Annotated in this window: 16 protein-coding genes, 1 tRNA gene, 1 pseudogene and 1 riboswitch; of the genes and pseudogenes, 11 read left to right on the top strand and 7 right to left on the bottom strand. The window is 38.2% G+C overall.

Translation table 11 applies throughout. The annotated features are described in order from the left end of the window. Nucleotides 1-40 precede the first annotated feature (40 nt). The 9 genes from ACT3ID_RS14665 (at nt 41) to ACT3ID_RS14625 (ending at nt 5,974) form a co-directional block, all read left to right on the top strand. The gene (locus ACT3ID_RS14665; RefSeq protein ID WP_491542800.1) at nt 41-433 is read left to right on the top strand and encodes a hypothetical protein; all 393 of its coding nucleotides are present in this window, start codon (nt 41-43) and stop codon (nt 431-433) included. Between the two features lie 19 nt (nt 434-452). Further along, nucleotides 453-1,316, top strand: a complete 864-nt coding sequence (gene prmC / locus ACT3ID_RS14660) for a peptide chain release factor N(5)-glutamine methyltransferase (protein WP_491542799.1) — start codon at nt 453-455, stop codon at nt 1,314-1,316. Nucleotides 1,317-1,712: 396 nt separating this feature from the next. Continuing rightward, the gene (gene dnaA / locus ACT3ID_RS14655; protein WP_491542798.1) at nt 1,713-3,164 is read left to right on the top strand and encodes a chromosomal replication initiator protein DnaA; all 1,452 of its coding nucleotides are present in this window, start codon (nt 1,713-1,715) and stop codon (nt 3,162-3,164) included. A 2-nt stretch (nt 3,165-3,166) separates the two neighbouring features. Then, on the top strand, nt 3,167-3,526 hold the full coding sequence (gene folB / locus ACT3ID_RS14650) for a dihydroneopterin aldolase (RefSeq protein ID WP_491542797.1): 360 nt from the start codon (nt 3,167-3,169) through the stop codon (nt 3,524-3,526). Next, entirely contained in the window at nt 3,514-4,002 is a 489-nt protein-coding gene (gene folK / locus ACT3ID_RS14645; protein WP_491542796.1) for a 2-amino-4-hydroxy-6-hydroxymethyldihydropteridine diphosphokinase, read from the top strand. Before folB ends, folK begins: the two co-directional genes overlap by 13 nt. A gap of 3 nt (nt 4,003-4,005) precedes the next feature. Continuing rightward, nucleotides 4,006-4,647, top strand: a complete 642-nt coding sequence (locus ACT3ID_RS14640) for a deoxynucleoside kinase (protein ID WP_491542795.1) — start codon at nt 4,006-4,008, stop codon at nt 4,645-4,647. Between the two features lie 6 nt (nt 4,648-4,653). After that, nucleotides 4,654-4,917 (top strand): hypothetical protein, encoded by a 264-nt coding sequence (locus ACT3ID_RS14635; protein ID WP_491542794.1) that lies wholly within the window; start codon nt 4,654-4,656, stop codon nt 4,915-4,917. Between the two features lie 72 nt (nt 4,918-4,989). Beyond that, on the top strand, nt 4,990-5,535 hold the full coding sequence (locus tag ACT3ID_RS14630; RefSeq protein ID WP_491542793.1) for a tetratricopeptide repeat protein: 546 nt from the start codon (nt 4,990-4,992) through the stop codon (nt 5,533-5,535). 354 nt (nt 5,536-5,889) lie between these two features. After that, nucleotides 5,890-5,974: transfer RNA gene (locus ACT3ID_RS14625), tRNA-Leu, on the top strand. A 185-nt stretch (nt 5,975-6,159) separates the two neighbouring features. Here the strand turns inward: ACT3ID_RS14625 and ACT3ID_RS14620 are convergent. Continuing rightward, a complete protein-coding gene (locus ACT3ID_RS14620; protein WP_491542792.1) occupies nt 6,160-6,402 on the bottom strand; it encodes a hypothetical protein in 243 nt (80 codons plus the stop codon). A 345-nt stretch (nt 6,403-6,747) separates the two neighbouring features. Between ACT3ID_RS14620 and ACT3ID_RS14615 the strand changes: the two genes are divergently transcribed. Next, nucleotides 6,748-7,863 carry a DNA cytosine methyltransferase gene (locus tag ACT3ID_RS14615; protein WP_491542791.1) on the top strand — a complete coding sequence of 372 codons (1,116 nt, stop codon included), beginning with the start codon at nt 6,748-6,750 and terminating at the stop codon, nt 7,861-7,863. A gap of 10 nt (nt 7,864-7,873) precedes the next feature. Here ACT3ID_RS14615 and ACT3ID_RS14610 read toward each other — a convergent pair whose 3' ends face one another. Genes ACT3ID_RS14610 through ACT3ID_RS14600 form a run of 3 tightly spaced genes read right to left on the bottom strand, consistent with a single transcriptional unit; the run spans nt 7,874 to nt 12,608 of the window. Then, nucleotides 7,874-10,477 carry a BpuSI family type II restriction endonuclease gene (locus ACT3ID_RS14610; protein WP_491542790.1) on the bottom strand — a complete coding sequence of 868 codons (2,604 nt, stop codon included), beginning with the start codon at nt 10,475-10,477 and terminating at the stop codon, nt 7,874-7,876. Between the two features lie 11 nt (nt 10,478-10,488). After that, entirely contained in the window at nt 10,489-11,910 is a 1,422-nt protein-coding gene (locus tag ACT3ID_RS14605; RefSeq protein ID WP_491542789.1) for an Eco57I restriction-modification methylase domain-containing protein, read from the bottom strand. 2 nt (nt 11,911-11,912) lie between these two features. Further along, on the bottom strand, nt 11,913-12,608 hold the full coding sequence (locus ACT3ID_RS14600) for an endonuclease III domain-containing protein (RefSeq protein WP_491542788.1): 696 nt from the start codon (nt 12,606-12,608) through the stop codon (nt 11,913-11,915). 288 nt (nt 12,609-12,896) lie between these two features. Then, a riboswitch (SAM-I-IV-variant riboswitch) is annotated at nt 12,897-12,992 on the top strand. A gap of 60 nt (nt 12,993-13,052) precedes the next feature. On the opposite strand from ACT3ID_RS14600, the gene ACT3ID_RS14595 reads away from it, so the two are divergent. Further along, complete coding sequence (locus ACT3ID_RS14595) at nt 13,053-13,484, top strand: hypothetical protein (protein WP_491542787.1); 432 nt, start codon at nt 13,053-13,055, stop codon at nt 13,482-13,484. Nucleotides 13,485-13,578: 94 nt separating this feature from the next. On the opposite strand, the pseudogene ACT3ID_RS14590 reads toward ACT3ID_RS14595, so the two are convergent. From ACT3ID_RS14590 to ACT3ID_RS14580, 3 genes and pseudogenes are all read right to left on the bottom strand, one after another. Further along, a pseudogene (locus tag ACT3ID_RS14590) lies at nt 13,579-13,716 on the bottom strand (JAB domain-containing protein); the annotation flags it as partial. A 106-nt stretch (nt 13,717-13,822) separates the two neighbouring features. Continuing rightward, nucleotides 13,823-14,014: a histone H1 gene (locus ACT3ID_RS14585; RefSeq protein WP_148897553.1), complete on the bottom strand. Its 192-nt coding sequence runs from the start codon at nt 14,012-14,014 to the stop codon at nt 13,823-13,825. A gap of 181 nt (nt 14,015-14,195) precedes the next feature. Then, nucleotides 14,196-14,654, bottom strand: coding sequence for a JAB domain-containing protein (locus tag ACT3ID_RS14580; RefSeq protein WP_491542786.1), 459 nt, complete (start codon nt 14,652-14,654; stop codon nt 14,196-14,198). Nucleotides 14,655-14,696: the final 42 nt, after the last annotated feature.

Raw genomic sequence — 14,696 nt, 5'->3', positions numbered from 1 at the left:
TTACAACCTAAGTAATTTTACCAATCGAAGTTAACACATTATGTCCACTGTAAGCAAGTATCTAATTTTTGGTCCCTCAGATACACTACGCAGAATGCCCGGCCAATTATTTGACAGTATTGAACCAAAATACTTGTACAAATATGAATCTTCTGATACCAAAGATGAAGTGCATGTAGCGGTTTATGAAGAGTATGAGAAACAAATCAACTCCAGCGTAACCCTTACCTGCATTATTGAATTTACGGGCAAACAAAATCGTTTTGAACTTAAGAAGACTGGCGGACGAATGGGTTTCCGCGGCAGTTCACTGGATGAAGAAAAACGTACTATCGACGACGAAGTTGTTGACTTTATCCTGGACTTCAGCAAGCGCTTCGGACTGACTGTACAGCAAGAAAAAGAGCAAGAGGCAAGAGAAAACGATACGTAACAACTTTTCATCATCGGATATGTCTAAAAAGGTCGAGGAATGGACGGTCCTCTCTATGTTGGAATGGGGGACCGATTTTTTTGAAGAAAAAGGCATTCCCGATCCGCGCCATAGTATTGAATGGCTTTTAGCCGAAACGCTGAACATAAAACGTCTTGACCTCTATCTGAAATACGATCGACCGCTCTCCCCTGACGAGCTCGAAACACTGCGGCCCCTCGTAAAACGAAGAGCCAAGCACGAGCCCCTGCAATATATTGTAGGCTATACCGAATTTATGAATGCTCGTATTACGGTGAATAAGCACGTTCTTATTCCCCGCCTGGAAACAGAACAGCTTGTCGAAATTATTCTCGATAATCATTCTAGTGACAAAGAGCTTACAGTAATAGACCTCGGAACTGGCTCGGGCTGTATTCCCATTGCACTGAAAATGGAGCGACCACAATGGACAGTTTCGGGTATCGATAATTCTATTCAAGCTCTTGAATTAGCTCGTGAGAATGCCGATCTCAATGAGATAGATGTTTCTCTTTGGGAAGATGATATGTTGCTGCCCCAAACCATTGAAGTTGATTCTCCTATCGATCTTATCGTTTCCAATCCCCCCTATATTACTCCGGATGAAAAAGAGGATCTGGAACCACAGGTCAGAGAATATGAACCCCCGGAGGCTCTGTTTTTTGACGATCTGGAAAAGATCTATAGCAGTATCATTAAATTTTCCAACGAGAACCTCTCCAAAGAAGGTCACCTCTACCTGGAACTGCACGAAAATTACAGTGATAAAATACTGGGCTTTTTTGATGAGGATCTGTGGTCTGCCCGAATTAAGAGAGACTATGATAATAAACCCAGATTTATCATCGCTGAACGACGGTAACCCACCTACCTATGGGCTTTATAAAAGCCTTGCAAGTAATCCTCAATAAAAGAGATTAATACCTTATCTTTTTATGTGGAAAACTTGTGGATAACTTTTTTAGAGATAGTTTATGTGTGTTAAAAAAAGGTGAAATCTATGTTAGCGCAGTATTATGTACTGTCAAGCAAAATTTGATAGAAAACTACAAAAATAACTAAGTCGTTGGCAGACATGGTGTTATACTGTTTAGAGCAATGTGGATAACTTTTGGAAAACTGTGTAATATTTTTTTGACATCTGTCATTGAAATTACCATTTTCGTCTCACATAATTTAGGACGCATCACAAAATGTGTGGATAACTGTAGAGCTTCCTAGGCAATAACACTTGAAACTAAGAGGAGGTTACGGGACGTTGAGTAAAATTTCTGCCGATGCTGCGTGGGAGCAGTGCTTGGAAATTATAAAAGACAATATCAGCTATCAAAAGTATAAGTCATGGTTCGAACCTATTGATCCGGTAAAAATAGAAGACAACACGCTCACCATTCAAGTGCCAAGCCAGTTTTGGTATGAATGGCTGGAAGAGCATTATTACGGGATGTTGCGTTCGACGTTGGCCAAGGTGCTGGGGAAAGATGGGAAACTGGAGTATTCTGTGGTAGTTGAAAAATCGGATAATGAGGCCGAAAATAAATCGGTGCGGTTACCGCAACGGCCAATGCCTCCTGACAAAAATGAGGGTCAGGATGTGAAAGGGTATTCCGAATACAGCCCGGGCAAGATTGAAAATCCGTTTGTGATTCCGGGCATACAAAAAACAAAGATAGACTCTAATCTTAATTCGAATTATGTCTTCGAGCGATATATCGAAGGCGACTGCAATCGACTGGCGCGCTCGGCGGCTATGGCCATTGCAGAAAATCCGGGCAGCAACTCTTTTAATCCCTTCTTTATATATGGCGGTACGGGACTTGGAAAAACGCATTTGATTCAGAGTATTGGTAATAAAGTAAAGCAGGAGCACGGCGATGAGCTGGCAGTGCTGTATATCTCGTCTGAAAGTTTCACCAACGAGTTTGTCCAGGCAATTCGCAATAACCGCGCCAGCGAGTTTACAATGTTCTATCGCCAGATCGATGTATTGATTGTAGATGACATTCAGTTTTTCAGCGGTAAGGAGAAAACACAGGAAGAATTTTTCCACATCTTTAATGCATTACACCAGGATGGCAAACAGATTATATTGAGCAGCGACCGCGCACCGCGCGAAATTCCGGACATTGAAGAGCGGCTCATCTCCCGATTTAGCTGGGGACTCAGCGCCGACCTGCAGGTTCCGGAGTATGAAACCCGATACGCCATCCTTGAACGCAAAGCTTCCGACAACGGTATTGAGCTGTCGCACGATGTGCTCGAATTTATCGCCCACAATTTTAAGTCGAATGTCCGCGATCTGGAAGGTGCCATTATCAAGCTGCTGGCTTTTGCTTCGCTGCAGCATGTGGATGAAATCGAGCCGCAGATGGCTAAACAGGTGCTTAGTGATATGATCCAAGAATCTCAAACCACGATATCGATTGAGCAGATCCAGGATCTGGTATGTGACTATTTCGATATCGAAACCAACAAGGTACGCGAAAAGACGCGCAAGCAGGAAATTGTAGAAGCGCGACAGATTGCGATGTATCTGGCCAAGCAGTTTACCGACTCCAGTCTCAAAACAATCGGGCTGCATTTTGGCGGACGCGATCACTCCACTGTTATTCATGCGATTTCAACAGTTGAAGAACGCATGCAAACAACGGCCAAACATAAACGCATTGTCGAGGAACTTCACAACAAAATTGAAGTATCCACGCTGTAGTAATGGAAACGCTAACGATAAAGAGCCTGCAGTTTCATGCCTTTCACGGGTACTATGAAAAGGAACGCAGCGATGGCAACGATTTTGAAGTAGATCTTATTTTTCGGGGGGATATGCGATCTGCCGGTGACAGCGATGACCTGCAGGATACGATCGACTACCAGGAAGTGCTAAATATTGTAGCATCAGTCATGGAGGGTCCTTCCTGCAAGCTCATCGAAACGCTGGCCAAACAGATCGGGGATCAGCTTTTCGATCATTTTGAAGAAGCCCGTGAACTGGAAGTCGCCGTCCGCAAACTTCATCCCCCGCTAGACACTAAAACCGCTTATTCCGAAATCCGCATGCAATGGCCAAAGTAGTGGTAGCTCTGGGATCAAATGTCGGTGACCGGCATCAGCATCTTTCGGATGCCAGAAATTTTCTTGAAAACCTTTCCACCTCTCCCCTGCAAAAATCATCTATTTATATTACCGAGCCTGTGGGTCCATCCACAAGAGATTTCTACAATGCGGTTCTGGTAATGACGACCGACGAAGATCCTCAACCGCTTATAAAAAAGTTCAAGGATTTTGAACAGCAGCACGGTCGATCTTCTGACCAGCCAAGGTGGAGCGCACGCACAATCGATCTTGATATTATTGCCTACGGCGACTTGGTGATTCAAACGGATAATCTTATCATTCCGCATCCGGAATATCACAAGCGGCTGTTTGTATTGGTACCGCTGCAGGAAATCTTGCCCGATTGGAAAGATCCCAAGTCAGGCACTTCCGTCGCACAATTTATTGATGATGCTCCGGAACTCAGATTACAAAAAACCGATCTACGTTGGTAAATCATGCAAAATGAATTTGAATTTATCGCTATTGAAGGGGTCATCGGAGTAGGAAAAACCTCGCTGGCTAAGCTGCTTACCGAACGTCGCAATGCGCGACTGGTACTGGAGCAGTTTGAGGACAATCCCTTTCTACCCAAATTCTATAAGGATCGTGAACGCTATGCATTCCCCACGCAGATGGCGTTCCTGGCCAGTCGGTTTAAACAGCAGCAAAAGATGCTGAGTAAGGACCTGTTCCATCAAATGACCATATCGGATTACATCTTTGAAAAAGACCGCATTTTTGCACGGTTGAATCTTGAGGATGACGAGCTGTCTCTCTACGATTCTATTTTTAATATTATGGCCGGCATTGCCGCCAAACCTGATCTCGTTATCTACTTACAATCGAATGTAGACCGGCTGATGCAAAACATCCGCGAACGCGATCGTGACTACGAGCGGCAAATTACGAGATCATATCTTACGGAACTAAGCGAAGCATATAATCATTTCTTTTACCACTACAATAAATCACCCCTGATGATCATTAATACATCAGAAATTGATTTCGTTAGTAACGAAAAACACTTAGATTATATAGAAGAGCAAATTTTCAATCAGCCTATTCGCGGTAACACGCACATTCACATTACCGACTAGAATTCAATGATTTTTCGTACACTTTTATTTTTGGTGGTGATGTATTTTTTGATAAAAATCATCAGCCGCCTCTTTCTCCCCTCGAACCAAAAACGGAAGGGTAATCGAGGACCGAGTATATTTTACCGTACCTTCGATCATTTTTCGCAGCAACAAAATGGTGATCACCGGAAATCTGGCGACAAATCGCGCCGCTTTGAAGAGATTGAAGAAGCCGAATACGAGGAGATTACCGATGAAGAAGAATCCACTTCCAAATCATCTGATTAACGCTCCAACTTTGCTTATCTTTAGGAGTCTTAAACAAACTATTACCATCAAATTTGAAAGCCATTATTACGCATGAAGTTTGAAGATCAATTAGAAGAAGGATTATCGCTACTGCACGAAGGAGATTACGACCACGCGCTGGATATCGCTCACCAGCTGCAAAGTATGGAACCGGAGTCAGTTGATGGATATCACCTGGAAGCTATGGTGATGCAGAAGCTCAACCAGTGGGAAAAGAGTATTGATGCGCTGGAAAAAGCTATCGAAAAGGATGAAGAAAAGAGCGGACTCTATAATCTGCGCGGCTTTGCAAACCTGCAGCTCGAAAATCTCGATAAAGCAATCGAAGATTTTGACAAGGCCATCGACCTGGATGATTCTCCGGCAGCCCACCGCAATAAGGTGCTGTATATGATCATGGATGATCAGGGCAACGAAGCCATCAGCTATCTGCTGGATCGCATCAAAAAGAATCCGAAAGATGTGGAAAACTGGATTCTGATGGGCGACCTGATGCAGCGCGCCGGTCAAAATGCCAAGGCCAAAACCTATTACGAGCAGGCCAATAAGATGGATCCTGACAACGAATACGTTAAGAATCAGCTGGCTGAAATGTGACTTGCGTTGCGGGTTACGAATTGCGGGTTGCAAGTTCTAAGAATCTGTCATTTTAAAACAGATCACTCTCTTGTTTTACCTCAAATAATGTTTCAATTTATCGGGATTAACTCATATATTTGAGGCCTTGAAAATTTGTTTCTAAGGTACCTTATATGTCATCCTGAACCCTCAGTCCTGAACTTGATCCAGGATCCCTTTCAGGATCTATAAGCTACAACCACTTTTGTGGCTTACGTTGATTTATTGATTTTGACCTTTGCCCTGGTGGCGGAATCCTCCTACGCATAGAGCTTCGGAGGACAAGTGAGCCAAAGGGGTATAAAACAATTTGACAACCTAATTATCTTCATTGCCCTGGTGGCGGAATTGGTAGACGCGCTGGCTTGAGGGGTCAGTTCCCATCTTGGGAGTGCTGGTTCGACTCCAGTCCAGGGCACATTAAGAAGTGCAATATTAGCCGTAAAGTGTTGTCTCGCAAGAGTTAGGCATTTTACGGCTTTCTTGTTGGTAAAACATTGGTAAAACAAATCAGTGGAAAAGCCTCATTTTCCTCTCTAACTTGAAATAAATTGATCTTATTACCAAAGACTTCAATATTGTGCGTACAACTACAATCCAAAACTAATTAATAGCAACCATAGTATTCGTCACCGGCTCCCAACTTTCTGCAATTTCCTTTAATGAATAGTGTTGAGCCTCTTGGGGATTTACTATATAAAAATCATCTGAGTCGTGGTAGTATATAGTAACTCCACCACTTTGTGTACGGAATAAACTCCACATAACCCCACCACCCGTATTGTATAATAAATCTTCTTGAGAATGTTGAAACTTATTCTCAAGTAACTTCTTATGCTTGTTCATTTTTATTTATTTTTAATTACCGCGATTTAACCTATAACTATTATTCTCTTATGGAAACTGATAAACTTCTTCTAGAACTACAAAGCCTAGGCTTTTCTAATTTAGCTGATTGGATTCATGAACGAGATATTGATCTTGATATCACTTAGTCACTTAGAAGAAAACAAATATATGATAGATGATGAAGAAGATATAAAAGCACATAAACGAGCCGAGGAGATAGTCTATTCTATATTCTCAAATAGCGACTAAGCGTTTTTATACAGATTATTCTTTTCCAGTTCGATAAATTTCTGTTATTATTGCGCAAATAATTAACAGGTACTAACCTTAGGTTTTTTTAAATTGAGTAAGCAAGAAAAAGACAAAGTTGTAAGTCTATTTTCAGGTTGTGGAGGTTTAGATTTAGGATTTAAATGGGCTGGTTATGATATTGTTTGGGCTAATGAACAAGAAGAAGATGCTGTTGAAACCTATAAAAAATTTATTGGCGACCATATTACTCAGGGGGATATAAGTGACTATTTGGATGACATACCTGATGCTGACATTGTAATTGGAGGCCCTCCCTGCCAATCGTTTTCACTTGTGGGAAAAAGAAAACCTGATGATGAGAGAGGTAAATTAGTATTTACGTTTTATGACATTGTTAAAAAAATCAAACCCAAAGCTTTTTTACTTGAAAATGTACCAGGAATGAGATCAGCCCGCATAAATGAAAAACGGCTCACAAATTACCTAGCAGAAGATTTTTCAAAAATTGGATATTCTGTTCATCAACTTAAATTAGATGCATCAAACTTTTTTGTACCACAAAAACGAAAAAGAGTCTTTTTGATAGGTGTATTAGATCATCCTATGCGACTCCCAATAAATAAAAATCAATCATTATATGTAGCTGAAAATTTAAATGGAGAAACCCAAGATTTACCAGTAGATGTTAAAGAAGCTTTGGATGATCTGCCATCACCTGTTGAAAAAGGGTCTCCACCAATTGAATATTCTGCAGAACCTCATAGTTGGTATTCAAGATTTATGAGAAAAGAACAAAATTCTCATGTAGAGCTACAAGAAATGCCAACTATGTCAGAAAAGGATAAGATGTGGGTTGAACATATTCCTCCGGGCGGTAACTATACAGACATTCCTGATGAAATTAGTACCAAAAGAATCATGAAATTTAAAAAGACCGGTGGAAGAACAACCACTTATGGCAGATTACATCCCGAGAAACCTGCTTATACAATAAATACGTATTTTAACAGACCTAATGTAGGTGCAAATTATCATTACTCTCAAGAAAGATTAATAACCGTAAGAGAAGCTTTACGCCTACAATCTTTTCCTGATTATTTTACACCACATTTTACTACTCAAAGAAGTTTGCACAAACAAGTTGGGAATGCTGTACCTCCACTTTTAGCTTATGAGTTAGCAGAAGCAATGAAAAGAGCAATGTAGCTTCGTTACATTATCTAGGATCTCTTTCGTAAACTAAATTTCCTAACAGTTCAACAGCTTCTTTTAATTTAATCTGATGATTGTCAGGCCAAAGTATTTCAGCCCATTTCCTATCTAACGCCCTAGAATCAATATCATATAGATTTAAGAAAGAAGTATCACTTTTTAAAATATCAATTATATCTGATATATCGTCTTGCTCAATGGAATTAAAATCTGGTATCAAAAGCTTGCTCTGCGATCCAACTTCTAGCTTTCTAGCTCCCTCTTGATCTTTTGCTAACACTTCCAAATGCAGTTGTGCAAATACACTCAATACCCAAGATAACAGTAAGTACTGCTGATCTGAATTGCCACCATATGCTTCAACTACATTTGTTGAAGTATATATGGGGCAATCTGTAATAAAAGCCCTCGCTCTTTTCCGAATATTTCTTGGTAGCAGAACCGTATTTATTTCTGTATAGTGGTTAGCCTCTTTCTCTAAAATATTAATCCATTCTTCAACAGATTTTTCCTTTTTTGATTGACTGCCTCCGTTTGAATCATCTTCAATATTTTGTTTATAGGTTTCGACAATTGAATATAATAACGAATAATTACTCTCCCCCTCTTTATAACTTTTAGGATCGGCAACAAGTACAGTCTCTGGTGCATTTGAATCATCCATAACAATATCATCTAAACTTTTAACCCATCTCAATCCAGTAGGTTTTAGCCATTCTGAGGGTATTATATTTCTTAAATCAGAGTCTGGAAATACTAGATCAGAGCCACCTTGATTTCCAATTCGTCCCCTTCTAGTTGAAAATATTTCAGATTCGTTTAGGGAGTTGTTACTATTAGCAAAATTTTCATTTATCCAGTCTTCTGCTTCAATACGAGCTTTAGATATAAATAACCAACTATCATTAGCTTGATCTAATAAATCACTCGACTTAATAATTTTACATTTTGTTCCATAAGAAATTTCAACTTCTTTCTCTTCATCTCTAACGTGGTCCAACCCATTTTGAAAATCATCTAGATCAATATCACTCACTCTTTGGGATATTTGAATCGATTTAACTGTTTCTGAAGATATGTTCTTCTGACCAACCAAAAGACAAGTAGCTTTAACTACATCTTCAAAAAGACCTGTTCCAGGATAGTTTATTATATATTTTAAATTAAAATCTTCAATTATATATTTTCTTAACTCATTAGCCTCAGCACCTCTTCCTAATAGGAACTGCTTAGGAAAAACTAAACCCAACAAGGTTCCATCAGGTACTAAATTCATAATTAGTTCTAAAAACAAAGCCTCTAATCCAATTTGACCGACATTTAATTTAGGCCCAACATTATTTAGTTCACTTATTCTCTTTGAAAATCGCTGCTTAATATCACTAGCTCTAACGCCTGATAAAAAAGGTGGGTTCAAAGCAAGAATACTAACATCTTGAAAATCCTCTTTAGTTAAATTCAGGACATTATTATTAGTCACTTTTGGGGAATTATTTTGGCTAATTGATTCAGGGAAGTTAAGCCCCAACACCAGTGATAAGGGCTCCATCATTTCTTCTTCAATTTCATTAGCCCAAATTTGACTTGGTTGTATACCAGGGGTTAATGAGGCCAATTCTGACAAAAGTGAACCGGTACCAGCAGCAGGATCACATATTTTTTTATCACTTGGTAGACTATTGTCCAAACACTTATTTAAAATTAAAGATAATAACCTTGCTAACTCTAAATCTGTTGGAACTAATCCTTCATTTTCTCTGCCATTTGCAATAATAGAAAATGATACCTGAGAAAGATCTTTACCTGATTTATGAACTTCACCGTTTTTATATGTTTCTTCTAAATAATCTTGCTCCCATAAGTCGGGCTGATTAGGTTCAGGTAACGGCTCTTTAAATACATTTTGAAAATCTATGGACTGACCTTTACTCGCCAATATTTCAGGCCTTTGCTTATACGTAACTGCATTATTCCAAGAGTTTAGAGAAAGAGCACCTCTTATATATTCATAGCCAGTTGTCACAAAAGTTTTATGCCATTCTGAGTAATTACCCTTACGCTGATTCAACAAAGTATTCAAAACTCGATTTGAAGTTACGTAATCCCCAGAATCTTGAATTGAGATCTCTAATATTTTATAAAAGATATCAATACAATCTTCAAAAAAAGCTTCTGTATTTTCTTTCGACTTATCTATTGAAAAAGGACCTTGATTTATTCTTTGTTGGTCAACAGATCTTTTTTGCTCGGAAAATCTAAAAAGTTCAGTTTTTCCAATATTAGTTAATACATAATATGGATTGTTACTAGCTAATTTCGCTGGATTTGCCTCTCGAACATAATTTTGAGCCTGTAACTGATTTCTTGTGCTGTTAACATCACCAGGCAACCTCTTTATTTCAATTAAAAGTTGATATTTGCCAGTTGAAACATTTTTAACAATTAGATCAGCTTCAATTGCCCCTATTTTCTTATGATGCAATACTTCATATCCATCATCATATGATGTAGTGATGATTTGTTCTAAAACCTTTTTTAGATAAGGATGAAAATAATCAACTTCTGATTGATGATATTCCGGTGGTGTTGGTATCTCAAATTCAGACATTCCTGACAATTTTATTTTTTGAATTTTTTTATTAGCAAACTGTTTAATTCCTTTTTAATAACATCAGAAATACTCCCTTTCGAGATAGCTCTTTTGGCCATCTTATCCATTCTCATTATTTCTTTTTCTTCAAAATTATTCCAATCTGGTACTTTAGCATTTCGGTATTCGTATAGTTGAAGTTTCCTAAGCCCATTTCCCTGAGATCTCGAATTCGAGAGGATACATTTTAAGTAGATATCTGTATTTAATAATAACCACGCTACTTTTATAGGGAAATCATTGGGAGAGATGCCATAAAAATTATCCGCAACTGGTAAGCTATTTTTATTGAGTAGATGCCTAGGATTATTTCTCACATAATAATTAAATATTATCGGAGGATAATACTTTGTATGGTAGTACCATTTCCTAGGTTTATTAGCGATCTCCCTATTTAGAGTCTTATTATTTTCTTCAACACTATTCGCTTTGTCTTTAAGCCATGAAGTCAAACTTTCGTCTAAAGATTCATCTTCGGAATACAGATAAGCTTTCTCAGGATGGGAAGAACTAACAACTAAATCATCTATGTACCTTTGTTTTTTCACAATTGGAATCGCTTTTTCATAGTGCAGATCCTTTTTATCTGCAATAAAAACTTTTGAATTTAAAAGTGTTGTTCCCCTTTTAATTTCAGCAAGCGATCTCAAAGAAACTAATTCTTCATATTCACTACTAAGACTATTTGTAAAGTTAATATTTGCTACAGTACTTTTTATGCGAGCTGTTCTTTTTTTAAAAACTAATATTGAGGCATCAACTAATGCATCTTGAAATGGTGCTTGTACATTTCTTTTCTCTGTTATATCTACAAGCTCATTAATTTTCTTTAATGTTTCTTGTCCATATCTACTTTGTTCAATTGCATCATATACAATAGCACATCCAGTTCCACCTTTCTTCAAATCAGATATTGCTTTGAACATAAAATAGACATATAAATTACTCTTCCTTGAAAATTCAACTTCAATTGAATCTTGAATTTTTTGCAAATAAGCATCCTTGTCTGCCTGAGGAATTTTTTCTTGTCTTACATAAGGCGGATTCATAATTACTAAATCTACCGATTCAGTTGATGATGCTTTTAAATAGTCCGTATGTAAGGTTTCACAATTTAAATTTAGATTATCTGCCAATAACCTTGTTTTTGATAAGACATTCTTATCTATGTCAAAACATAAATTCTTAGTACTTGTATCAATTAAACCATTCTTATAAGCATATTTTAAGAAAATTCCTTTTCCTACTGCAGGATCTAAAAATGTATTGACCGGTTTATCCATATATTTCTTGCATAATTTAGCCATCTCATCTGCAACAGTATCTGGAGTAAAAACCTGGCCAATATTCTTCAAACTAATTTTTTGTGACTTAGTATTTAGATCTATCATTACTAGAAATTATTTAAATAATAATCGCAAATTCCGTTTGCTTTACAAGCCTCACAAGCTGGTTTTTCCAAGCACCAATCCCAAGAAATTTTAAGTAATGCTTTATGAATTTTTTCCAAAACAATTCCATCATACTTTTCTTGAAGAAAAGACTTAACTGCCTGAACTATTTTATCCTTTGAATACTGAATCCTTTTTGTAGATCTCAAATCCGTATTCCCTTTGCTAACAGGTTGACTAATTAATCTCCTGATAACTCTGTGGATACCTCCATCTATTGGAAAATATGATTGTCCAAAAGCATAAAGCAGTACTGCCTCAGCAGAATACTGCCCAACACCGGGCAAGTTTTTTAATATGTCGAAATCACTAGGTAGTTCACCGAAACTTTTAGATCTCAGCTCACCTGCCAACTTAATGATTTGATCTGCCCTTTGATTATATAACCCACCGGGTTTTAAAATTTCAACAAGTTCTTCTCTGTGCTTGTCATTGACCTCATTTAAGCTAGAAAATGATACATAAAAATCTTTATACAATTTCTGAGCTACAGTCCTGGTAGTTCTCCTTAAAAGAATTTCTGCAACAAGTACCTTAACAGGATTATTTGTGCTGTGCCAAGGCATAAAGTCTCCCAACGATTCGCCATACTCAATTAGAAATTGGCATTTACTTGAGAAGTTTTGACTGGGTTCCATGAATTATGACATTTCAAAAATAAAAAGAAGGCTGTCACCGTTATGTCACCCCACCTTTAATGATTTTCTGCACAAAGGTAACTAAAATTAACTCCAAGACTAACATCTTCCAGCGTGATTGATACTTGTACCATTTAGCCAATTGTCACACAAAATTTTATTATAAACAAACTAATAACTCCCCAATTAATATGCACATAAACGAAAGGTGTCAAAAAGTTCATTTAATGAAGAATAATAGACCTGGAAATCCTTGATTTGTTTTATGAGCTCTATTTATTAATGTTTTAATAACATCAAGAAAGCCGGAAGGCTTGCCAACCGACCCACTCAAGGCACGGTGGTCAAATGATGTGGGATAATATCCAAAACAATCGAGCCCATCTTTTGTTGCATTTGTCTTGGTGTAACAATCATAACCACAAACCTAATTGTTACACTATTATGAATCCAGACAACACATTTTCCTTAACAGACCAAGAAATCAAACAATTAAACAATCGGCACATCGGCGCCGTAGATAAATGGTTCCGTATGTTTCTGGGGCTGGCCTCTGAAGTCAGCAAGGTGGAGAACAATGTCATACATTTAGAGGTTGTCTACTCCAATAAAGTTAAACGATCTAAGGCCGAGAACGTTGCCCGCACTTGGCTGAGATCTCCTAATAATTCATTTTTACTTCAGGCAGATATCATTGCCTTAAATGAATTTACTGATGGAGGTAAACCTGGAGACGTGGTTATCTTCGAAGAAGGGATGACTGAAACCGAAGCAGCTAAAGAGTTAAAAATCCAAGAATCCGAGCAATTTGGAGACACCAAGTGCTTTATCAATCGTCATATCTTTGTGATTGACAGCCTGTTAAACAGTATCTAATGTTTTGGAAAGGCAGTACAGAAGTGTTAATGAGACGGCGAAATTAAATACTAATCTAAAAGGGAAGGAAAAATAACCTACTCTTTTATTGAACTTAAGGTATCCCCTTTGCCCGAAATGACAGGAAATCTTCAAAGTTTCCTGATGGATGGTTATGTGCTACAATGATCGAGGTGGCATTTGCAAATTTCCCAATCCTCAATACTGCTGCTGGATCTCCAACAGTGGCAGTTGAACGACCGGAGTAATCTTACTCCAACCCATGCATCGTTTTGCAAACAAAAAAGGGATACGGGATAACCCGCATCCCCTTGCCTAACTCTTACTCGATCTGCTCCCTAAATTTCTTTGGCTTCGTCTACAGAAGCTTTCTTGTAGGGAGTCAACAACTTCTTCAAGTTATTGGCAGCTTTCCTGGCTCTGCGACCAGCAGCTTTATTATCCTTTTGATCGAAGTCTTCGTGATTCTCTACTAACTTTTCCCACTCTTCTTTCATTTGATTGAAGAGACTAGCTGTGCTTTCATCCATAGTTATGTTTTGTTTATTTGTTTTGCTTTAAGTACATAATCGAAAGAAGTATATACGAAAAGATAAGTAGAGTATGCAAATAGGCAGCTTTCATAAATTTGATAAATGGGATAATAGAAATGGCCTCTAGAATCTTAACCTAAAAGGGAAGGTTTCCCTCCCCTTTTTCGGCCGCAGCCGACTATAGTATCCCCTTCGCTCGAAATGATACATAATCATCAGCCGTCAGGATAATATGATCCTCTAAGGTAATACTGAGCATCTCCCCAGATTTCTTTATTCGCTGGGTAAGCGTTTCATCAGCTTTAGATATAGATACATTTCCCGAAGGATGATTATGAGCTACAATAATGGATGTACTATTGCTCAATAACGCAACCTGAAATATTGTGGATGGATCTACTATGGTCGCTGTGCTCCCACCTGAACTTATTTTACTCCAGCCTATGCATCGTTTGGCATTGTTCAGCAACAACACCACAAACTCTTCTTTCAGCTCTATTTGATCACTGTCCCATACCTCCCGAAGAACCTTTTCGGCTTCATCAGGTGATGATACTTGAGGAAAGGAACCTACTGGCTTTTTTGATTTGTAAGATAGTTTAACCTCCGCCAGTGAAGGCGAGGTTTCAATAGACATATCAGCATTCATAACTATTTCTCCTGAATGGTTTATAGAAAT

This window comes from Fodinibius sp. GM108 (genome assembly GCF_058386985.1).
The sequence above is the reverse complement of the archived record's forward strand: the minus strand, read 5'-3'. Positions and strand labels throughout refer to the sequence as shown.

Coding starts and splice junctions, on each gene's coding strand:
- ACT3ID_RS14665 (WP_491542800.1), top strand. CDS start 41: ATGTCCACTGTAAGCAAGTATCTAATTTTTGGTCCCTCAGATACACTA.
- prmC (WP_491542799.1), top strand. CDS start 453: ATGTCTAAAAAGGTCGAGGAATGGACGGTCCTCTCTATGTTGGAATGG.
- folB (WP_491542797.1), top strand. CDS start 3,167: ATGGAAACGCTAACGATAAAGAGCCTGCAGTTTCATGCCTTTCACGGG.
- folK (WP_491542796.1), top strand. CDS start 3,514: ATGGCCAAAGTAGTGGTAGCTCTGGGATCAAATGTCGGTGACCGGCAT.
- ACT3ID_RS14640 (WP_491542795.1), top strand. CDS start 4,006: ATGCAAAATGAATTTGAATTTATCGCTATTGAAGGGGTCATCGGAGTA.
- ACT3ID_RS14635 (WP_491542794.1), top strand. CDS start 4,654: ATGATTTTTCGTACACTTTTATTTTTGGTGGTGATGTATTTTTTGATA.
- ACT3ID_RS14630 (WP_491542793.1), top strand. CDS start 4,990: ATGAAGTTTGAAGATCAATTAGAAGAAGGATTATCGCTACTGCACGAA.
- ACT3ID_RS14620 (WP_491542792.1), bottom strand. CDS start 6,402: ATGAACAAGCATAAGAAGTTACTTGAGAATAAGTTTCAACATTCTCAA.
- ACT3ID_RS14610 (WP_491542790.1), bottom strand. CDS start 10,477: ATGTCTGAATTTGAGATACCAACACCACCGGAATATCATCAATCAGAA.
- ACT3ID_RS14605 (WP_491542789.1), bottom strand. CDS start 11,910: ATGATAGATCTAAATACTAAGTCACAAAAAATTAGTTTGAAGAATATT.
- ACT3ID_RS14600 (WP_491542788.1), bottom strand. CDS start 12,608: ATGGAACCCAGTCAAAACTTCTCAAGTAAATGCCAATTTCTAATTGAG.
- ACT3ID_RS14595 (WP_491542787.1), top strand. CDS start 13,053: ATGAATCCAGACAACACATTTTCCTTAACAGACCAAGAAATCAAACAA.
- ACT3ID_RS14585 (WP_148897553.1), bottom strand. CDS start 14,014: ATGGATGAAAGCACAGCTAGTCTCTTCAATCAAATGAAAGAAGAGTGG.
- ACT3ID_RS14580 (WP_491542786.1), bottom strand. CDS start 14,654: ATGTCTATTGAAACCTCGCCTTCACTGGCGGAGGTTAAACTATCTTAC.